Source organism: Marinobacter sp. MA (assembly GCF_048298425.1).
GTDB classification, from domain to species: Bacteria; Pseudomonadota; Gammaproteobacteria; order Pseudomonadales; family Oleiphilaceae; genus Marinobacter; species Marinobacter salsuginis.
The window spans coordinates 993,345-1,013,728 of sequence record NZ_CP103058.1 but is presented as its reverse complement, the minus strand read 5'-3'; the positions used below and the strand labels follow the sequence as shown (position 1 = coordinate 1,013,728).

Annotated in this window: 20 protein-coding genes and 1 pseudogene; 8 read left to right on the top strand and 13 right to left on the bottom strand. The window is 59.2% G+C overall.

Annotated elements, in window-relative coordinates:
- Nucleotides 1-55: 55 nt before the first annotated feature.
- The 6 genes from rodA to NUW46_RS04610 all read right to left on the bottom strand — a co-directional run bounded on the left by rodA (nt 56) and on the right by NUW46_RS04610 (nt 5,903).
- Nucleotides 56-1,198 carry a rod shape-determining protein RodA gene (rodA, locus tag NUW46_RS04635; RefSeq protein WP_069183961.1) on the bottom strand — a complete coding sequence of 381 codons (1,143 nt, stop codon included), beginning with the start codon at nt 1,196-1,198 and terminating at the stop codon, nt 56-58.
- Nucleotides 1,198-3,087, bottom strand: coding sequence for a penicillin-binding protein 2 (gene mrdA / locus NUW46_RS04630; RefSeq protein ID WP_418141484.1), 1,890 nt, complete (start codon nt 3,085-3,087; stop codon nt 1,198-1,200). The genes rodA and mrdA overlap by 1 nt, the downstream gene beginning before the upstream one ends.
- 9 nt (nt 3,088-3,096) lie before the next feature.
- Nucleotides 3,097-3,567, bottom strand: coding sequence for a 23S rRNA (pseudouridine(1915)-N(3))-methyltransferase RlmH (gene rlmH, locus NUW46_RS04625; RefSeq protein ID WP_069183963.1), 471 nt, complete (start codon nt 3,565-3,567; stop codon nt 3,097-3,099).
- Between the two features lie 2 nt (nt 3,568-3,569).
- A complete protein-coding gene (gene rsfS / locus NUW46_RS04620) occupies nt 3,570-3,920 on the bottom strand; it encodes a ribosome silencing factor (RefSeq protein WP_064227041.1) in 351 nt (116 codons plus the stop codon).
- Between the two features lie 70 nt (nt 3,921-3,990).
- The gene (gene nadD / locus NUW46_RS04615) at nt 3,991-4,641 is read right to left on the bottom strand and encodes a nicotinate-nucleotide adenylyltransferase (RefSeq protein ID WP_305966655.1); all 651 of its coding nucleotides are present in this window, start codon (nt 4,639-4,641) and stop codon (nt 3,991-3,993) included.
- A 5-nt stretch (nt 4,642-4,646) separates the two neighbouring features.
- Nucleotides 4,647-5,903 (bottom strand): glutamate-5-semialdehyde dehydrogenase, encoded by a 1,257-nt coding sequence (locus NUW46_RS04610; protein ID WP_305966656.1) that lies wholly within the window; start codon nt 5,901-5,903, stop codon nt 4,647-4,649.
- A 185-nt stretch (nt 5,904-6,088) separates the two neighbouring features.
- Here NUW46_RS04610 and NUW46_RS04605 point away from each other — a divergent pair, with 185 nt between their 5' ends.
- Genes NUW46_RS04605 through NUW46_RS04595 form a run of 3 tightly spaced genes read left to right on the top strand, consistent with a single transcriptional unit; the run spans nt 6,089 to nt 9,548 of the window.
- Entirely contained in the window at nt 6,089-7,105 is a 1,017-nt protein-coding gene (locus tag NUW46_RS04605) for a GGDEF domain-containing protein (protein ID WP_418141483.1), read from the top strand.
- Nucleotides 7,102-8,100: a GGDEF domain-containing protein gene (locus tag NUW46_RS04600; protein ID WP_069183967.1), complete on the top strand. Its 999-nt coding sequence runs from the start codon at nt 7,102-7,104 to the stop codon at nt 8,098-8,100. The genes NUW46_RS04605 and NUW46_RS04600 overlap by 4 nt, the downstream gene beginning before the upstream one ends.
- The gene (locus NUW46_RS04595; RefSeq protein WP_305966658.1) at nt 8,097-9,548 is read left to right on the top strand and encodes a bifunctional DedA family/phosphatase PAP2 family protein; all 1,452 of its coding nucleotides are present in this window, start codon (nt 8,097-8,099) and stop codon (nt 9,546-9,548) included. Before NUW46_RS04600 ends, NUW46_RS04595 begins: the two co-directional genes overlap by 4 nt.
- Before the next feature lie 3 nt (nt 9,549-9,551).
- Here the strand turns inward: NUW46_RS04595 and NUW46_RS04590 are convergent, their stop codons facing one another.
- Nucleotides 9,552-10,130 (bottom strand): LON peptidase substrate-binding domain-containing protein, encoded by a 579-nt coding sequence (locus NUW46_RS04590; protein WP_305966659.1) that lies wholly within the window; start codon nt 10,128-10,130, stop codon nt 9,552-9,554.
- 49 nt (nt 10,131-10,179) lie between these two features.
- Entirely contained in the window at nt 10,180-11,436 is a 1,257-nt protein-coding gene (locus tag NUW46_RS04585) for an HDOD domain-containing protein (protein WP_069183970.1), read from the bottom strand.
- Nucleotides 11,437-11,596: 160 nt separating this feature from the next.
- Here NUW46_RS04585 and ilvD point away from each other — a divergent pair, with 160 nt between their 5' ends.
- Nucleotides 11,597-13,432 (top strand): dihydroxy-acid dehydratase, encoded by a 1,836-nt coding sequence (gene ilvD, locus NUW46_RS04580; RefSeq protein WP_418141482.1) that lies wholly within the window; start codon nt 11,597-11,599, stop codon nt 13,430-13,432.
- A gap of 74 nt (nt 13,433-13,506) precedes the next feature.
- Here ilvD and NUW46_RS04575 read toward each other — a convergent pair whose 3' ends face one another.
- Both NUW46_RS04575 and NUW46_RS04570 read right to left on the bottom strand, forming a co-directional pair.
- Nucleotides 13,507-13,929 (bottom strand): peptidoglycan-binding domain-containing protein, encoded by a 423-nt coding sequence (locus NUW46_RS04575; RefSeq protein WP_418141481.1) that lies wholly within the window; start codon nt 13,927-13,929, stop codon nt 13,507-13,509.
- A 122-nt stretch (nt 13,930-14,051) separates the two neighbouring features.
- Entirely contained in the window at nt 14,052-15,167 is a 1,116-nt protein-coding gene (locus NUW46_RS04570) for an AI-2E family transporter (RefSeq protein ID WP_418141480.1), read from the bottom strand.
- A 127-nt stretch (nt 15,168-15,294) separates the two neighbouring features.
- Here NUW46_RS04570 and NUW46_RS04565 point away from each other — a divergent pair, with 127 nt between their 5' ends.
- The 3 genes from NUW46_RS04565 to NUW46_RS04555 all read left to right on the top strand — a co-directional run bounded on the left by NUW46_RS04565 (nt 15,295) and on the right by NUW46_RS04555 (nt 17,016).
- Nucleotides 15,295-15,645, top strand: coding sequence for a hypothetical protein (locus tag NUW46_RS04565; protein WP_069183973.1), 351 nt, complete (start codon nt 15,295-15,297; stop codon nt 15,643-15,645).
- Between the two features lie 75 nt (nt 15,646-15,720).
- Entirely contained in the window at nt 15,721-15,969 is a 249-nt protein-coding gene (locus NUW46_RS04560) for a hypothetical protein (protein WP_069183974.1), read from the top strand.
- 147 nt (nt 15,970-16,116) lie between these two features.
- Nucleotides 16,117-17,016 carry a haloalkane dehalogenase gene (locus NUW46_RS04555; RefSeq protein ID WP_136629755.1) on the top strand — a complete coding sequence of 300 codons (900 nt, stop codon included), beginning with the start codon at nt 16,117-16,119 and terminating at the stop codon, nt 17,014-17,016.
- Between the two features lie 13 nt (nt 17,017-17,029).
- Here the strand turns inward: NUW46_RS04555 and NUW46_RS04550 are convergent, their stop codons facing one another.
- Nucleotides 17,030-17,818 (bottom strand): acyl-CoA thioesterase, encoded by a 789-nt coding sequence (locus tag NUW46_RS04550; protein WP_305966660.1) that lies wholly within the window; start codon nt 17,816-17,818, stop codon nt 17,030-17,032.
- A gap of 197 nt (nt 17,819-18,015) precedes the next feature.
- Here NUW46_RS04550 and NUW46_RS04545 point away from each other — a divergent pair, with 197 nt between their 5' ends.
- The gene (locus NUW46_RS04545) at nt 18,016-19,530 is read left to right on the top strand and encodes a DEAD/DEAH box helicase (protein ID WP_418141479.1); all 1,515 of its coding nucleotides are present in this window, start codon (nt 18,016-18,018) and stop codon (nt 19,528-19,530) included.
- On the opposite strand, the gene NUW46_RS04540 is transcribed toward NUW46_RS04545, so the two are convergent.
- Both NUW46_RS04540 and NUW46_RS04535 read right to left on the bottom strand, forming a co-directional pair.
- Nucleotides 19,527-20,036, bottom strand: a complete 510-nt coding sequence (locus NUW46_RS04540) for a dihydrofolate reductase (protein WP_069183978.1) — start codon at nt 20,034-20,036, stop codon at nt 19,527-19,529. The two genes, NUW46_RS04545 and NUW46_RS04540, sit on opposite strands and share 4 nt — an antisense overlap.
- Nucleotides 20,037-20,059: 23 nt before the next feature.
- Nucleotides 20,060-20,242 (bottom strand): annotated as a pseudogene (locus tag NUW46_RS04535) (thymidylate synthase); the annotation flags it as partial.
- Nucleotides 20,243-20,384 lie beyond the last annotated feature (142 nt).

Below are 20,384 nucleotides of genomic sequence, written 5' to 3'. Positions count from 1 at the left end.
GGGTTCTGCGCCGCAATCACCATTACCCGACCGCCATGGTTCGATTGACCACCGGTCAGGCACCAATCATTCGTCGATGCGTATGGATCGACATCAGAACGCCAAACGCTGCCATCAGGGTCACACCCGAAGTGCCACCATAGCTGATCAGGGGCAATGGCACACCAACGACGGGCAAAAGTCCGCTTACCATCCCGACATTCACGAAGATGTAGATAAAGAACGTCATGGTGAGCGCACCGGCCAGCAGCCGACTGAACGAGTCCTGAGCGGTGGCGGCAATGTACAGGCAACGAAGGATAATCAGGAAATACACTGTCATCAGGATCAGCATTCCCACAAACCCGAACTCTTCCGCCAGCACCGCAACGATAAAGTCAGTATGACTCTCGGGAAGAAATTCTAGGTGTGACTGGGTCCCTTGCAGCCAGCCTTTCCCGTCCACACCCCCGGAACCAATCGCCGTCTTGGACTGGATGATGTTCCAGCCAGCACCCAGGGGGTCACTTTGCGGATCGAGGAGTGTCAGTACCCGTTGTTTCTGATATTCCCTCATGACGAAAAACCACATCAGCGGAGCCGACACGGACACCAGGGCCACAAAAGCGGTGATCAGTTTCCAGCTGATGCCTGCGAAAAACACCACGAAAATGCCCGCCATGCCCACCAGCAGCGACGTCCCCAGATCCGGCTGCTGCATGATCATGATCATGGGCACAAGAACGATCGCGAGCCCCACAGCCACATGCCGGAACCTCGGTGGCAGGAAATGCCTGGACAGGTACCAGGCCGCCATCATGGGAACCACCAGTTTCATAAGCTCCGAGGGCTGGAAACGAGGCAGCCCCGGTATCGCCAGCCAACGCTGAGCGCCCTTGGCACCGACACCAACCAGCATGACGGCAATCAATGCAACAATGCCGGCTGCGTATAGCCAGGGCGCCCATCGGCGGAACACCGAAGGATCCAGCTGGGCAAACACCAGCATCACCACAAACGCGACACCCAGGCGTATGCCCTGGGCCTTGACGACTTCGAAGTTCCGGTCAGCGCCGCTGTACAGAACGAACAGCCCGCCGGAAACCAGCAGAAGCAGCAGGAGCAAAAGAATTGGATCCAGATGCAGCGCGGTCCAGATACTTCGGTGCCGGCCAAGTGGATTGCTCGCGGTTGAATCCAGTAACGCCTTGAAAGCCATCAGTTGGCCACCTCACCAACCCCACTGACCAGTGCGCCATCGGCCTGGTTGTACTCAAGCAGCCAGGAATCAAACAGGGCCCGGGCCACCGGCGCGGCGGTACCACTGCCGCTGCCCCCGTTTTCGACAATCACAGCAACCGCGATTTCCGGTTTATCCGCCGGCGCAAAACCGACAAAAAGCGCGTGATCCCGGAGCCGCTCGCGGATTTCCTCTTCATCGTATTCTTCATCTTCTGCAAGACTGAAAACCTGCGCTGTACCAGTCTTGCCCGCCATCTTGTAAGACGCACCCCGGCCGACAGAGCGTGCCGTTCCTTTCGGCCCATGCATGACCTCAACCATGGTGTCGACGACGTATTCCCAGTCGTCGGGGTTCTTGAGATTGAGCGGTTCGTGAGTCTCGGCAGGCAGGAATTCCTCGACCGGCCGGTCCCCTTTGATGTCTTTCAGCAGCCTTGGCTCTACCCATCGGCCACGGTTGGCTATCAAGGCGGTTGCCGTGGCCAACTGCAAGGGTGTAGCCAACATGAAACCCTGACCAATGCCCATATTGACGGAATCCCCCGGATACCAGGGCTCATTCCGGACCGCCCGTTTCCAGTCCCGGGAAGGCAGCAAACCGCTCAGGGCACCCGAGACATCGAGAGTAGCGTCTTCTCCGAAACCGAAATGGGACAGATAACTGTGCATGGTATCCACACCCATCTCCACGGCCACCTCGTAGAAATAAACGTCGCAGGATTCGGCCACCGCATCCTTCAGATCAACCCAGCCATGTCCGGTACGCTTCCAGTCCCGCCATAGCCGGCCGCCTTCACGCAGACGGAAATGCCCGGGATCCCAGATGGTGTAATCCCGGGTGGTGGCCCCGCTATCAAGGGCGGCTACTGCGAGCATAGGTTTCACCGTCGAACCCGGAGGGTACTGCCCCCGCAAGGCCCGATTGAACAGGGGCTTGTCCTTACTGTCGCTCAGCTCCCGATAGTCGTTGACGCTGATCCCGGTAACGAATTTATTGGCGTCGAAACCCGGCACACTGGCCAGGGCAAGAATGCCACCGGTATCAGGTTCAATCGCAATAATGGCACCCCTGCGACCGTCCAATAGCTCGTGAGCGCGCTGTTGCAACCTTAGATCCAGGTGCAGCTGCAGATCTTCTCCAGGCACAGGGTTTTCCCGCTCCAGAACTCGCAGCGTTCGACCCCGTGCGTTGGTTTCAACGTGCTCGTAGCCGACCTGACCGTGAAGGATCTCTTCATAGAAACGTTCGATGCCCGACTTGCCGATGTAGTTGGTGCCGGCATAGTTGACCGGATCGATCCGCTGCAACTCGTCGCGGTTGATACGCCCGACAAAGCCAAGGGCATGGGCCGTCAATTCACTGTGCGGGTAGAAACGAACAAGCTCAGCCTTGACCTCTACCCCAGGAAGCTCATGACGATGCACAGCGAGACGGGCCATCTCCTGTTCATTCAGGTCGTAGCGGAGGGGAATTTCCTGGAAGGGTCGACGGGGTTCCTGAAGCCGGCGCTGGAAACGTTCGCGGTCTTCGTCGGAAATCTCCAGGATTTTGCCAAGCTGAGCCAGGGTATCATCCATGCCCTGCACCCGCTCAGGAACGAGCGTTACGCTGAAAACGGGCCGGTTCTCGGCTAGCAGGGTGTCATTACGATCGTACACCAGCCCCCGCGGGGGTGGCACTGACTGAACCTGGACGCGGTTTTTGTCCGAAAGGGTGGTGTATACCTCGTGTTCGACGACCTGAAGCTGGTACATCCGCGCAATAAGGCCGCCAATCGCCAGCATTACAAAAGCCAGCATTACCAGGGTCCGGCGCTGGAAGAGCCGGCGTTCTGCCGCTGTATCCTTGAATTCACCCCATGGCATAACTAGCCCCTAGGCCCGGTGATACGGGTGATTGCGGGTGATCGACCAGGCCCGGTACAGCTGTTCTGCCAGAACAATGCGTACCAGCGGGTGGGGCAAGGTGAGCGCGGACAGCGACCACTGCTGGTCGGCCCGCTTCCGGCAATCTTCGGCAAGGCCGTCTGGTCCGCCAACCAGAAAGCTCACATCTCGGCCATCCTGCTGCCAGTTTTCCAGTTGGGTCGCCAGTTTTTCCGTCGACCAGGGGCGACCGCCAACCTCCAGTGCGATCACCCGGTCTTTCGGACCAGTCGCCGCGAGGATGGCGTCACTTTCACGCTGCATCAGTCTGGGAATGTCGGGATTCTTGCCCCGGTGGGCGACGGGAATTTCAACCAGTTCCACGGGTAGCTCCGGCGGCATGCGGCGAGCGTAATCTCCGAATCCGGTACTGACCCAGTCGGGCATTTTCTGCCCCACGCAGATCAGACGTAACCGCATGATTATTCGCTGCCCGCAACACCAAGATCGGGAGCATCGCGCCAGAAGCGCTCCAGATCGTAAAACTCCCGTGTGGCAGGCATCATTACGTGAACAACCACATCGCCCAGGTCCACGAGGATCCAGTCGCTGACGCCAGCGCCTTCAACATTGCTTGCTCGCACACCCTGCTCTTTGGCTTCAATAACCACGGAGTCGGCGAGGGATTTTACATGTCGATTGGACGTTCCGGATGCCAGAACCATGAAGTCGGTGACACTGGTGCGGTCACGGACATCAATCACGCTGATGTCCTGTGCTTTCACATCTTCAAGCGCATTAATTACCAGATCTTTCAGTTGCTCTGCCTGCATAATCACCCTGTTGGACGGGCGTTTGCCGGTATGGCCGCCCGAAATGTCATATTCAGACGCGATTGTAGCACTAAAAGTTCCCGTCGGGGCATGCACCATAGAGCCCCAGGCGACGAATTTCTGCCCATACGGGATCCGGCATCAGGTAGCGTGGCGACCGCCCGTCACCAATCCGTTCCCGGATGCCGGTGGCAGAAATATCCAAGAGTGGTGGATCCAGCTCGAGGAAATGGCCGCAGGCAGTCTCATGCAGGGCCTCGGGACCGCTCACGCCAAGTTCCGCCAGCATCCGGGCAGGCTCGCCCGCAGGGTCCAGCGCCGGACCGGGCCGGCGGACTACCACCACATGGGCCAATTCCGGAATCTGCTGCCATTCCCGCCAGCGATCGAACCCGGCAAAGGCATCGGTGCCAACCACCATCACCAGGGGCTCACGGGGTCCCAGCTCGGCCCGCAGCTGACGCAGGGTATCGGCGGTGTAGGAGGCCCCCTCCCGGGCCAGTTCCCGATCGTCAATCCGTAACTGGGGCTCGTTGGCAACCGCCAGTCTCAGCAACGCCAGGCGCTGGCCAGAGGAAGCCCCGGTGTGGCCCCGATGCGGCGGAATATGACAGGGCACCAGGCTGACGTACTCCACGCCAAGACGGTCACTGATTTCAAGGGCCAGCCTCAGGTGGCCATGATGCACCGGATCGAAGGTTCCACCATAAATGACATGCATGGGCATCAGGTCCGGATATGCCCGTCACCGAAGACCACGTACTTCTGGGACGTGAGCCCCTCGAGCCCCACCGGACCCCGGGCGTGGATCTTGTCAGTGGAGATACCGATTTCAGCCCCCAGACCATACTCAAAGCCGTCCGCGAAGCGCGTGGACGCATTAACCATCACCGAACTGGAATCCACCTCCGTGATGAACCGACGCGCCCGCGTGTAGTTCTCGGTGATGATACTGTCGGTATGCTGGGAACTGTAACGGTTGATATGCTCAATGGCGCCATCCAGCCCGTCAACCACGCGCACCGCCAGCACCGGGGCCAGGTATTCGGCCTCCCAGTCTGCCTCGGTGGCTTCGCCCACGCCGTCAACGATAGCCCGGGTTCGTTCACAGCCCCGCAGTTCCACACCTTTCTCAACGAAGGCCTGAGACAGCAGAGGCAGGATATCCTCAGCGATCTCGGCGTCGACCAGCAGGGTTTCCATGGTGTTGCAGGTACCGTACCGATGGGTTTTGGCATTGATCGCCACTTTCATCGCCTTTTCCGGATCCGCATGGCTGTCGATGTAGACATGACAGACACCATCCAGGTGCTTGATGACCGGCACCCGGGCATCTCGACTGATGCGTTCGATCAGCCCCTTGCCACCTCTGGGCACAATCACATCGACATATTCCGGCATGGTGATCAATTCACCCACGGCCGCGCGATCCGTTGTTTTGATTACCTGTACCGCGTTCTCGGGCAGCCCGGCTTTCGCCAGCCCCTCAGAAAGACAGCGGGCAATCGCCTGGTTGGAATGGATCGACTCGGAGCCGCCCCGAAGAATAGTGGCATTGCCCGACTTGAGGCAAAGACTGGCAGCCTCGACGGTCACATTGGGGCGGGACTCATAGATGATACCGATGACGCCCAGCGGGACTCGCATCTTGCCCACCTGGATACCGGACGGACGGTAGGCCATGTCGGTAATGGCACCGATCGGGTCCGGCAACGACGCAACCTGACGAAGGCCCTCGATCATGGTATCGATTCGCTGGGGCGTGAGCTCCAGACGGTCGAGCATCGCCGCATCCAGGCCATTTTCACGGCCCCGCTGCAGGTCTTTGCCATTGGCCAGGCCGAGTTCTTCCCGGGCTGCATCCAGAGCCTCGGCCGTCGCCAGTAGCGCCTGATTACGCACGGCCGTGGTCGAACGAGCCACTCCGGTTGCCGCTGCTCGGGCTTGCTGCCCAACCTCAGCCATGTACGCTGCAATATCCATTCAAATACCTTTCTGTTTTCAAGCGGAATCAGGAATAAGTGCCTAACTTTACCTTTCCCGTTTCAAGTACGCATCCCAAACAGATATTATACCGCTGCGATATGCCATACTCGGAACCTGAAGGAGCTTTTGATCAACTCCCCGGGGACGTTTTTTTCAGGGAGCTCAGGAAAAGGAAGGACACCATGGCCCAGATGGCCGAAAAATTCCTGTTAAGCAAATTGTCACGGGCAGGTTTCGCGGCCCTGATCGCCATTGCGACGCTTTGTGCCTTGCTGGGAGAGCCCATGGTTGCAGCAGCCGCAGCTGCGGCCTCAGGCATTGTAATCTCTGGCAAAACCTTCCACCCCAGCCGGGTGAATCAGCCCTGGCCCCGAGTCCAGCAGGTCTTTTTTGCCATTCTTCTGCTGATTCTTCTGGCCGGCTTCTGGACCGGCCCCTGGGTGCTTAGCCACTGGCTCTACGCACTTCCACTGGCCGCTTTCGCACTGGTTCCGCCCGCGGCCGCTGTACTGGTGACGCTGCTGATCGCTGTTCTGGCGATGATCGCGACACAATGGGCCGTTGGCCTTGCCGACCGCCACCAAATGATCAGCGCTTTTCTGCTCACCATGCTGCTCTCTGCGCTGCTGGTCTTCCTTCGCGACTACAAAGCCCGGCAACTGGCCCCGTTGCGTCGGACCGATGAACTTACCCAGGCTGCCAGCCGGGAATATCTTTCCGCTGATCTGCACAAGGAAATCCAGCGCAGCGAGCGGGAAGGTACGGACATGTCCGTTATCATGATCGGACTGGACACCCACCTCAGCGACAATGATCCCGACGAAGACATACGCTCGATACTTCCTCGCATTGGTCGCTACCTGCACTCCCAGATCCGTGATTTCGACACTTATTACCGGGCGGCCGATCTTCAGTTTCTGGTGATCCTGCCAGGCATCTCCACCAGCGACGCCATCACCCGTGCCGAGACGATCCGCAAGGGCCTGGCAACACTTCTCGAGTCCCACGGCATGAACCTCACTGTCAGCACCGGGATCGCCGGCCTGAATATCGGTGACGATGCCAACAGCCTTCAGCAAAGCGCAGCGAATGCCCTGCGCCGGGCCCAGCAGCAGGGTGGCAACCGGAGCCAGGCCTACAGTTCATGGTCGCAGCCGGCGCAACCGGGCCAACCTCAGGCACAGGGACCGGCATCATGACAGAGACCCGACTCCGAACCTGGACCCACGCCTTCGGCTATGGCATCGCCTGCCTGTTCATTTTCACCCTGGCCATGCAGAACCTGCGTTACGGCTTCTACGAGCTTTTCTATCTGGCCTCCGGGATGGCGGTCCTGACCCTGGCTGGCGCCATTTACACCATTATCTGTCGCCGGCACCAACTGTCAGCGCCAGGGCACCTTATCATTCTCTCCGGCCTGAACAGCGGCATGCTGGCAGCACTGCTGACCATGGATGCACCCGGCATCAGCCACTGGGCAATGCCCCTGCTCGTACTGAACCTGCTGATCCTGCCGTTGCGACAGGGTGTGGGGCTCTCCCTTTTGCTGTTGGTGCCCATGACGATCCTCCTGTTCCTGGAACAGGCGCCGGCTGACGCCATTGCCATTACCGGGGGGCTGTTTATTCTTCTGGCGGTCGCCGCCCTGTACATCTGGCACTACGATCATATGGCACAGTCGGCCGAGGATCTGGCCATCACCGATCCGGTGACCGGCGCCCACAACGCGCGCTTCCTCGATGAAACCCTGCAGAAAGAAATCAGCCGCGCCATAGCCACCGGCCATTGCCTCTCAGTGATCGACCTGAGCATCGATTACGCGGATGAGGTAGCCGACCTCCACGGCAGAGATCAGGTCCAGGGCCTGTTCCGGGATATGACCGAACACCTCTTTGGCGTGATTCGTGCCGGTGACACCCTGTATACCCTGAAAGACTTCGAGTTTTTCCTGATCCTGCCATTTACGCCGGAGGAAGGGGTGAGGGTGATAGCCGAGCGGATTCGCCGGACCATCGCTGAGCACCATTGGCCTGTGGTAGGCAAAGCCACTGTCAGCCTGGGCTGCACCACCCGGGGCAGCGGCGACACCCGAACCGACACACTCCGCAATCGGGCCCACCAGGCCATGGAGGAAGCTCGCAGACGCGGCACGGATTCGGTCTGGTTCAGCCCGGGAGAAACCATCGAAACATGAGCAGTGCCTGGCTGAATGACCTGTCGGCATGGCTGAGCCTGCATCCCGGCTGGCTTGCTACGGCGCTGTTTACGACCGCCTTTATCGAATCCCTTGCCATCGCCGGCATTATTGTCCCGGGTGTTGCCATCCTGTTTGCCGTCGCTGTGCTGGCCGGTGAAACCGGGATGCCCTTGCCAGAAGCACTGCTCTGGGCGGGACTGGGCGCCATTGCGGGCGATACGGCAAGCTTCGGTCTCGGGCGATTGCTGCAGGGTCGCCTCACAACGTCCTGGCCGCTGAGCCGTTATCCCAAAATCATTAGCACCGGCGAGCGTTTCTTTAACCGTCACGGTGGCAAAAGCGTGATCATCGGTCGCTTTGTCGGGCCGGTACGACCGGTTATTCCTCTTGTGGCCGGGGCCCTGATGATGTCCTGGCGTCGCTTTCTGGCTTTCAACATCGGCTCGGCCATCGCCTGGGCACCGGTGTATATCTTCCCGGGATTTCTCGTGGGCAGTGCCCTGGCTAGCGAGATCAGGCCGCCTGCGCACTTCTATGCGGTGATCGGCATCAGCCTCGCGGCCCTGACCGTGGTCTATTTCGTGCTATTGCGGTTCCAGCTGGGGCTTGGCGAAAGCAGCCGCTTCTACCAATGGCTGAAACAGTGGATGGCGCAGTACGACGCCACTCACCGATTCTGGCGCCTGTATACCAATCAGCGCCCGGCCCGGGAAGGTGAATTTCCGCTGGCCTCATTCATGCTCGCACTGGGCGCTTCCGCCCTGCTGTTACTCTGGGGACAACTGGCCACAGCGACTCACCTGCTTGATGGGTTCGACCGGGCGACTCTTCTCTGGTTCGAGCAACTCCGCCAGCCGCTACTCGATGGTCCCTTCATTGCCATCACGCTGCTTGGTGACGCCCCGGTACTTGTGGCTGCCGGTGCCCTGGCATGCGCAGCACTGATGTTCCGAGGCTACTACGCCGCTGCTGTCCATATTGTGGTGGCCGTCGTTTTAACGGTGGTTCTGGTCTGGGCCCTGAAATCTCTGCTCGGCGTTCCCCGGCCGGAAGAAGTCATGGGGCCACCGAATTCCGGCGCCTTCCCGAGCGGCCATACGGCAGGTATTACCTTGCTGGTTACCCTGCTGGCAAGCTTCGTTGCCGGTGAAAGCCGGCACCGAAAGCGCTGGCACTACTATGTCCTGCTGTCTCTCCCATTGGTTCCTGTGGCTCTAAGCCGGCTGTACCTGGGGGTTCACTGGTTCACTGACGTGATTGGCGGGTTGCTACTGGCGCTGGCTGTCACCGGCGCCGTACGGGCGAGCTACAGCCGGTACGACAAGGTCCCTTTGGCACCGGATATAACCATCGTAGCCGCAGCAGTTGTATGGGCGGTATTTGCAGGCGGGTACATCCTGCTGTCATGGGACGAAGCCGTCCTGAATTTCCGTCCGATCGGCTAGAACCTAGCCTTCCTCGAGCGCTTCCAGAAGCTCCTGAAGTCGGCTGAGCCGTTCCAGCGGGTCCTGCAACTCTACCAGTTTCTGCTTTTCCTGTTTGTCCAGAGGCAATAGCTCCGTAAGCCTCCAGCCAACATCCCGGGCATCGCCATAATCAATCTCCATGTTCAGATCGCGGATGACCGGATGCCGGAACAGCGCCTTGAGCACGGAGGGCAGTTCGTTATAGCGCGCCGGCACCTCACTCTCTGCCTCTTCCATCAGGCACTCCACGTCGCCAACATTCAGCCCGTCTTCCTGTTGCCAGCTCCGGACCACCGACACCTTGGATTCGCCCTCAACAGTAATCCCCAGAAGGCCGTTATCAAGCTGTTGGAAATCGATAATTCGCACATAGGTACCAATGTCGTAAAAGGCTGCGGTGCGCCCGGTCTCTCCGCCTTCCTGCAACAGCACCACAACGAACCCGCGATCCTCCTTGAGACAACGCGTCAGCATGTCGATGTAGCGCGGCTCGAACAGCTGCAGAGGAATCCTCCCCCTGGGCAGGACGATGGAATTCAGGGGGAACAAAGGTACATTCATAAGCGCAACAGTCACCGGAAAGCAGACTCCACAGTTTACACAGCCCGGATCATCGGATGGCCAACAATTGCTGAACTTCGTCGACCCGGGCCCTGGCCTCCGTCAGAAGCTGCAAACTGCGGGAGGCATTGAGTTCAAGTTCACCCAAACGCCGGTACGCCGGCACCTGATCGAACGGGGGCAGCTCGGCATTCTGGCTGGAACCAATCATCGAGTGCAATTGCGCCACGATAACGACATCCACGAGCTGGGGCGTCGTCTCGCGGCATTCATAACCCCAGTCTTCGGCATGGCGGACCGCTTCCACAAAGGCCGGCGGAAAGGACCAGTTCTCGAGTACCGCCGTTCCCACGTCTGCCCTGAGTTCCCGGATCGCATGGCTCAGGTTGGCCTCATCGGCAAAGAGGTTCACATGGTGTTCAGCCTGGACGAGTATCGGCACCACGCCAATATCGTGGAGCAAGCCCGCCAGCAACGCCTCCTCCGGATTCAGTTTCGTGGCGTGATCCGCCAGCACCCAGCACAGGGCTGCTACCTCCCGGGAATGCCGCCAGAGCTTTTCCATCTCTTTCTGAAGTGACGCCTGGCGGGTCTTGAATACCTCCCTCATGGAAAACACCGTCACCAGTTGCCGAGTGGTACGCATGCCAAGGCGAACCACGGCTTCCCGGACGTTCCGGACGTCACTGAACCCTCTGTACAGAGGGCTGTTGCAGGCGCGGACCAGTTTGGCCGCCATAGCCGGGTCCGCTGACACCGCCAGCGCTACCTGATCCGCCGTTGATTCCTCTCGATCGACCGCACGCCGCACTTTCCAGGCCACATCCGGCACACTGGGCAGCTTGACCTGGTTCGACCTCAACTCCGACAGGAACTCCATCAACAGATGATGCTCCTCGCTATCTATACCGCCAGTGCCCTCACCGGAATCCATCTCAACCTGCTCCACTGGCGCAGAGCGCAGCAGCTGGTTGAGGATTTCCTGCTCGACAACCAGGAATTCAGAGGGTTTGACAGCCGTAACGTCATACATCCGGGGTTGGAGCCGGGCAATGGGGTTCTGGGCCTTCTCGGTTTCGGCTTCGATGATTGTTTTCCGGCCATCCACAGATTCAAGTTCGATCTTTCCCGCTACCAGGAAAAAGTCCAGACCATCCCGGACACCCCGTTCCAGAACCCTCTGTCCGGGCCCATGAGTCCGTCGCTCGGCGCGGCTGGCAAGCAGGACCAGTTGATCATCGGTCAGCCGGTTCAACGGCTGAAACTCTTTCAGGCGACGAAGCGGCAGGCTTTCCTGGCCGGCCATAGGCATACTCCTTGTCGGTTCAAACCGGAAAATAAGTTGGCAATTGTGTTAACTATTGTAAACAGCGACTCTGAAAACAACCATGCGCCTCGAGTCTAATCTGGTATCCTCTGTTTTTTTGATCACCGTCATCAGGTAACAACAGAGAGAACAGAACACCATGCCTCAGTATCGTTCGCGGACATCCACCGCAGGTCGCAACATGGCCGGCGCCCGCGCCCTTTGGCGCGCTACCGGTATGAAAGACGGAGATTTCGGCAAACCCATTATCGCGGTTGCCAACTCTTTCACTCAGTTCGTGCCGGGCCATGTGCACCTCAAAGACCTCGGTCAGCTGGTGTGCCGCGAAATCGAGGCAGCCGGGGGTGTTGCCAAGGAATTCAACACCATCGCGGTCGACGACGGCATCGCCATGGGCCACGACGGCATGCTGTACTCCCTGCCCTCCCGGGAAATCATTGCGGATTCGGTAGAGTACATGGTGAACGCCCACTGCGCCGACGCTCTCGTCTGTATTTCCAACTGCGACAAGATCACCCCGGGCATGCTGATGGCCGCCATGCGCCTGAACATCCCCACGATCTTCGTCTCCGGCGGCCCCATGGAAGCAGGCAAGACCAAACTGTCCGAGCACAAGCTCGATCTGGTGGACGCCATGGTCATTGCTGCAGACCCCAGCGCCTCCGACGAACAGGTGGAAGAGTATGAGCGCAGCGCCTGTCCCACCTGCGGCTCCTGTTCCGGCATGTTCACCGCCAACTCCATGAACTGCCTCACCGAAGCCATCGGTCTGGCACTGCCCGGCAACGGTTCACTCCTGGCAACGCACGCCGATCGGGAGCAACTGTTCCTGAAGGCCGGTCGACAGATTGTGGAGAATGCACGGCGCTATTACGAGGAAGACGACGCCAGCGTACTGCCTCTGAGCATTGCCTCAATGGCAGCCTTTGAGAATGCCATGGTTATGGACATCGCCATGGGCGGCTCGACAAACACCATCCTTCACTTGCTGGCGGCCGCCCAGGAAGGCGGCGTTCCGTTCACCCTGAACGAAATCGACCAGCTGTCGCGCAAAGTTCCGCAGCTGTGCAAAGTCGCGCCCAACTCGCCCAAATACCATATGGAAGACGTGCACCGTGCAGGTGGCATCATGGGTATTCTCGGCGAATTGGAACGAGGCGGATTGATCAACACCGATCTTCCGACGGTGCACCGCAAAACCATGAAAGAAGCGTTGGAGACCTGGGACATCATGAGGTCGCCGACCACCGAAGTGGTCGAGTTCTACAAAGCCGGGCCGGCCGGCATTCCCACCCAGACGGCCTTCTCCCAGAGCACCCGTTGGCCAACACTCGATGGCGACCGGGAAACCGGCTGCATACGCTCGGTTGAGCACGCCTACAGCTCCGAGGGCGGCCTGGCAGTGCTTTACGGCAATATTGCCCTTGACGGCTGCGTGGTCAAAACCGCGGGGGTGGACGAAAGCATCTATGTATTCGAAGGCAAGGCCCGGGTATTCGAGAGCCAGGATTCTGCCGTTGCCGGCATTCTCGCAGACGAGGTCAAGCCGGGTGAGGTTGTGATCATCCGCTATGAAGGCCCCCGTGGTGGCCCAGGCATGCAGGAAATGCTTTATCCGACCAGCTATCTGAAATCCAAGGGCCTCGGGAAGGATTGCGCACTGCTGACAGACGGACGTTTCTCAGGCGGCACCTCGGGCCTGTCCATCGGCCACGCGTCGCCGGAGGCAGCCGCCGGTGGAGCCATTGGCCTGATCGAGAATGGCGATACGATCCGCATCGACATTCCGAGCCGTAGCATCAACGTTGAAGTCGACCAGCGCGAGCTCGATCGTCGTCGGGAAGCCCGGGATGCCAAGGGCTGGAAACCGGAACTGCCGCGGGACCGCAAGGTATCTGCAGCCCTGAAAGCCTACGCGCTACTGGCCACAAGTGCCGACAAGGGTGCCGTTCGGGATCTGGAAAAGCTCGACTGAAAATCCTGAACGCTGGCCAGCAAAAAAGCCCGGCGGGGAAACCCGGCGGGCTTTTCCTGTTCAGAAGATTCCGGTTACCAGAGCGACCAGCCGCCGTCGTCATCTTCTTCGATGGCGTCGTCCTGCTCAGGCTCCGGGGCCGAAGTCTCCGCCGCTGCGGAAGACGCTGATTCCTGAGCCGGAGCGCTACTGGTTCCGGTAGACTGTGCTGGCACCGACGCGGCCACCTGAACCGAAATCATGCCCAGGGCTTCCTTGGTCGGATCGTCCAAAATACCGGTGGCCTGGAGACCGTTATCCTGCTGGAACCGGGTCAACGCAGACCGGGTAGAGTCGTCCATCTGCGGGCTGACATTGGTAATATCGTACCCGGCTCCGTAAAGTGCATTTTTGAGTGCAACGATCTCATCAGCGAAGGCTGCAGGGGCAAAGCCCAGTGTGACCGCCAGTCCGGCCGCGGCGGTCAGGCGTCCCAGTCGGGAAGTTGCTTTTTTCATGGTACTCACCTGCTAACTCCTGATATCTCTTCGATATCCGTTTCTTTCTTGTTATGTGGTGCCTATCTCCACAGGCTGGGGCAAACGGTTAAAAGCCTACCATACTTTTGTCGTATGTCGCCTTACCGGACATCATGTCCCGTTGACCTGTCAGACTCATGCGCCTCATCTTCCACAGTGGCCGGTTGGCGGTGGGCCTCTTCGCTGAACTCGCGGATGAAAATCCCCCAGAACGCCATGAACAGGGCTGCCACCAACGGCCCCATCACGAACCCGTTGATTCCGAACATGACGATGCCTCCAAGAGTCGACAGCAGGACAATGTAATCAGGGAGTTTGGTATCGCGACCAACTAGTACCGGGCGCAACAGGTTGTCCGCCAGCCCTATGACCACCACGCCGAAGGCCGTCAGAACCACCGCCTCGATCACGTCTCCAACTGCCGCGAGGTAGATGGCAGCGGGCACCCAGACCAAAGCGGCACCAACCGCCGGCAACAGCGATACGATCGCCATGACCACACCCCAGAGCAGGGCCCCGGAGATCCCGAGGACCCAGAAAATCAGCCCGCCCAGGCCCCCCTGGATGATTGCAATCAGCAGGTTTCCCTTGACGGTCGCCCGGGTTACCTCTGCAAACTTGGCGAACAGCAACCGCTCCCGTTCGTCGCCCAGTGGCAGCGCCCGGATGATCAACTCCACCAGTGCACTGCCATCCCGCAGCAGGAAGAACGCCAGATACACCATCAAGGCCAGGCCGAGGAAAAACTGGAAGGTGTTCTGGCCAACGCCCAGGGCCTGCTTGCCAAGGAACTGACTGCCGCCGACAAAAATACTCACCGCCCGGTCCCTCAGCTCGGCAAAGCTGATGTCAAACTGTGCCAGGAACGCCTGAATAGCCGGAAAAGACTGATTGACCCGATCGATGTACTCCCCGGGGCGAATGGCGCCACTCTGGATCTGCTGGTAGAGCGCCACGCCCTCTGCAACCAGAGATGTCACCAGAACCAGAACCGGGATAACCACAATGAACATGCAGATGCACAGGGTAATCAGCGCGTTGATGTTTGGCCGGTCACCCAGTTTACGTACGAGCAGTTGCTGCACCGGGTGAAAAATCAGGGCGATGGCGACCGCCCAGAATATGGGCCCGAAGAAGGGCTTCATCAGAAATACAAAGGCAAGGGAAACGCCGACCAGCAACGCCAGAAAAGTCCGTGTTTCAAGTTTTGCGTACATAATTTTTGCGGTTCCCTGATGTGGTTCTGCATGTTAACGGATGCATTCTACCCTACCACGCTGGCGTGGCCACTGTAGCTCTCTTCGGGTTATAGTGGACGGTTGTTGTTCAACTAATAGACAGGTCATGTTGTTGGAACTGGAAACCTTCACTGTCGAAACAGCCCTGGACGCGGCCACCGAGCTGCGCAAGGTACTGGCCGCCAGAACGCACCGGCGCAAGGTGATGGGCCAGGAAGTCGTGGTGCCCGGTCAGCTCGGCGAAGCCCTGCAGTTGCCACGTATCATCAACCGACTTCAGAGCAAGCAACAGAAGCAGCGGGACCTTGGCCTGGAGGACTTCCAGGAGCTCTGGCCCACACTGTCGCCACAGACACGGGAAAGAGTTCTGGAGGCGATTGGCTGGTATGACCCGAAGGAGCTTGACTGGGATGACAAGCGATCCAACCGTCGGCCACTGGTCGATCCAGACAGTTAAGCCGTATAAATCCGGCAACCAGACTTTGAAATGTCATACTTGGCCCATATGTTGGGCAGTATCAGGAGGATATTTATGACTCAAACACAGCATTACACGGCACTTCTGGCTGAGGGCAGCGCGGTTCCTACCCTGCTGTGCGGCCACTGCCATTCGATTCTCTCCAGGGCCCGGATTTTCAACAATCAGGGTGACCACCAGCAGGATATGGAATGCCGCACCATTGGCCTTTGTTCAGCTGACGATTGCGGTGCAGTCAATTGCTGCGACGAGGCTCTGGCCCGCGTTGACAACCCCGAACGCCTGTTCGGCATCGCGTCCTGATTCAAAGCGGCAACGCTCTGTTACGCAACTCAAACACACAAATTTTCCATCTGCTTTATCCTGATATTCGACGATTGTAGTAGGGCATTCTGATCACCGGATGCCGCCCGGCAATCACGCAACCAATCAGTCAGGACAGTCGATGGCATGCGTATTCTGAGAACCGATGAAGCCCGCTTCGCAGGTCTTCCGGATTACCCTTTTACTCCAAACCATCTCGACGTAGAACCCGGGCTCCGGATGCACTACGTTGACGAGGGCCCGCGAGGCGCGTCGCCGGTACTCATGCTCCACGGCGAACCATCCTGGTCCTACCTTTACCGGCACATGATTCCCCTCGTGGCAAGCGCCGGACATCGGGTACTGGCTCCGGATCTGATCGGCTTTGGCAAATCCGACAAGCCGGCCTCGGTGACCGACTACAGTTATGGCCGCCACCTGGCATGGCTGACCAGTTGGCTGGAACAGCTGGACCTTACTAACATCACCCTGGTTTGCCAGAACTGGGGATCGCTGCTGGGCCTGCGTCTGGCAGCAGAACACCGACAGCGCTTCAGTCGCATCATCGTGGGCAATGGCATGCTGCCAACCGGGGAGGCGCCTGTGCCTGCGGTATTCTCAGTCTGGAAAGCCTTTGCCACACACAGCCCCTGGTTTCCGGTTGGGCGCATTGTGCAGCTGGGCACCGATCGCACGCTGAGCAAGGCTGAACTGGCCGCCTACGAGGCTCCTTTTCCATCGGCGGAGTTCAAGGCCGGAGCCAGGGCGTTTCCGAAGCTGGTGCCAACTGAGCCTGGCACACCGGACAGCGATGCAAACAAGGCCGCCTGGCAGGTGCTTGAACGTTGGAAAAAGCCGTTTATCACCTGTTTCAGCAGTGGCGACCCCATTACCCGGGGCGGCGACAGGCATATGCAGCGTCGGATTCCCGGTGCCCATGGCCAACCCCACATCACGCTCCGGGGCGGGCACTTCCTGCAGGAAGATTCACCGGAAGACTTCGCCCGCATTATCATCGATGCCCTGAAATCGGAAATGGCGGCCTGAGCCGTCATTTCCATCACCCGAACACGGTCACCGTCTGGCGACTCAAAGCCACAAGCTCGCCTTTGGCAGTCCAGATACCGGCCTGGGTATGACCGTAACCGGCACCCGCCTGATCGATAGAGACCTTGTACAACAGCCAGTCTCCCGGTTCCATGACCGGCCTGGGATGCACGATGTCCAGAGCCCAGCTCAGGGAACTGGTTCGTACCCGCTGTTTGACATACGGCAGTACTGCCGGGGGCCAGGCATCAACGAGGGCAACGATATGGGCGTCAGAGAACGACTCCGGAGTTTTCCGGAACTGCATCCAGCCGCCCAGTTCCCGACCGCCTTTGCCACTGAACGGCAGGTTTCCGAACGCCCAGCGCATCTCAATCTGCTGGATGAATTCCGGTGTCACACCCTCGATATAGTCGAGCCCGGGACATTGATCGATCGGGGGCGCCTCGGGCGCAGGAAGGGCGTCCACCTGTACCTCCGACTCCCGGTCGCCGCCAAAGCTGGCCAGACAGACCAGCCGGGTTTCTCCTTTCTGGACAATGCGCCCCTGCACCTGACTGACCGCCTTTCCCTCACGCAGAATCTCGGCCTCGAACCTGGCTGGCACTTCGGGCTCCACCGGTCCCACGAACGAGACCTGCAATGCACGCATGGCGCGGCCCTCGGCAACAAGCATCTCCATTCTCTCGAACATCAATGCAGCCGTAAGACCACCGAATGTAGCTCTTCCCTGGGACCAGCTGCCGGGCATGATCAGTTCCTCGCTGCCACGGGCCGCCTGCAATAATTCGTCAAAGGTCATCTCAAGTTCCTGTTAGCAACCTATCGGGATAATACGAAGCCTGCCCAAGATCGGACGGCAACGCAATAACCGGTCCCCGGCAAGTACCTACAGCGCCTCCGGGGTTTTGCGTATTAAAACATCAACAAAACCGCTATAATGCCCGCACATCATGCATTGCCCGGCAATGCTCTACCTCCCGAATTCCGAGTGAATCAATGTCTGAATTGTCCTTTGCCGAACTGGGGCTTGATCCAGCCGTACTTGAAGCTGTGTCCGCCGTTGGCTACGAAACCCCGTCTCCCATCCAGGCCCAGTCTATTCCCGCGCTGCTTGCCGGCAACCATCTGTTGGGTGTTGCCCAGACAGGTACCGGTAAAACCGCGGCATTTGCACTGCCCCTGCTGAGCCGGATTGACGCCTCTGTTACCGAACCCCAGATTCTGGTGCTGGCACCAACACGGGAACTGGCCATCCAGGTGGCTGAAGCCTTTACCACCTATGCCAGCAAGTTCCGGAATTTCCATGTGCTGCCCATCTACGGCGGCCAGGATTTTTACCCCCAGATCAAGGGCCTCCGCCGCGGAGCCCAGGTCGTCGTGGGTACCCCGGGCCGCATGCTCGACCACCTGCGCAAAGGCACCCTGAAACTGGACGGCCTGAAGGCGCTGGTTCTGGATGAAGCCGATGAAATGCTGCGCATGGGCTTTATCGACGACGTGGAAGCGATCCTGGCGAAAACACCGGAGAACTGCCAACGCGCCCTGTTTTCAGCCACCATGCCGCCGCAAATCAAGAAAGTGGCCCAGACTTACCTGCGCAACGCCACGGAAGTTCGCATTGAAAGCGAAACCCGCACGGTCGAGCGCATCTCCCAGTTTGTTTTGCCGGTCTACGCCGAGCGTAAACTCGACGCCCTGACACGGATTCTCGAAGTGGAGCCGTTTGACGCCTCCATCATCTTCGTGCGCACCAAGGCGGAAACCACACTGCTGGCCGAGAAACTGTCGGCACGCGGGCACGCGGTGGCACCACTGAACGGCGATTTGAACCAGCGTCAGCGCGAGCAGACCGTTGAAGACCTCAAGCGCAGCAAGAAAGACATTATCGTGGCGACCGACGTGGCGGCCCGCGGTCTGGACGTGCCGCGCATTACCCACGTGATCAACTACGATGTGCCCTACGACACCGAAGCCTACATCCACCGTGTTGGCCGTACCGGCCGCGCCGGTCGGGAAGGCAAGGCCATTCTGCTGGTCACGCCTCGGGAGCGGAGCTGGCTGCGCACGCTGGAACGTGCCACCAACTCCCCTATGCAGGCCTATGAGCTGCCGTCACCGGTTGAACTGAAGAAAATGCGCGAGCAGCAGTTTGAAACCCAGCTGCTGGCGTTCGCTGAAGACAAGAAGCTGGCCAAGACCATGGCCCTGCTGGACGAGATCGCCGAGCGCAACGAGATGGATATGGCCATGGTGGCGGGTGCCCTGGCCTGCTGGATGGAAGCGGCCCAACCCGGTTCCCTGCCTCTGGAGCAGCCCGAGGCACTGCCGGTGGTCTCCGCCACGCCTCCGCCGCGTCGCGACCGCAAGGGTGGCCGCCCGGGCGATAACCGCAAAGGCCCGAAACGCGGATTCAAGAAAGGACCGAAGGGACGCGGCGGCCCGGGGCCCAAAGGCAAGTCTCCCGGTAAGGGCGGCAAGCCCGCTGGCAAGCGCCCACCTCGCCAGGCTTAAGCCTGGCGCTGATAGACCACGAAGCTGTAGTCGTAAGGGTTGTTATCGGACGCGGAGAAATCCTCCCGTCCGATTTCCTCCCACTCATCCCAGTTCACTTCCGGAAAAAACGCATCGCCGTCCACCTCAGCGTGCACCTGGGTGATGTACATGCGATCCACCATCGGCAGCGCCTCGGCGTAGATCTGCCCGCCACCGATAATCATCACCTCGTCGCCACCCTCAAGCTCGGCCTGGGCTTCGGCTTTCACCAGCGCCTCGGGCAATGACTTGGCGGCAACCGTTCCGGTTGGTGCTTCCCAGGTTTCGTTCCTGGAAATCACCACGTTCATCCTGCCCGGCAGTGGTCGACCGATGGAGTCCCAGGTTTTTCGACCCATGATAATGGGCTTTCCCATCGTAGCCTGTTTGAAATAACGCAGGTCTCCGGGCAGATACCAGGGCAATTTGTTGTTCCGGCCGATGACCCGGTTGCGGGACATGGCGACAATCAGTGCTTTTCTCATGGACTCGCCTGTTTGGAATGGAATCAGATGGCAATCGGCGCCTTGATGCCCGGATGCGGGTCATACCCCTCAAACTCGAAGTCCTCCAGCTCGTACTCGAAGATGCTCTCGGGCTTGCGTTTGATCACCAGCGTCGGCAAGGCGCGGGGCTCGCGCTTGAGCTGCTCGAAGACGATGTCATCGGTCAGATGGTTCTGGTACAGGTGTTTGCGGAACCAAAGTCAAAAACCAACACTCTACTGATTTACCTCACCGGAAATTATATCACGAAGCCTCTTCACGATTTTTTAAAATGTACTATAATTAAAACATTAGTACACTTTAATAACAATCCTAAAGATCCAATAT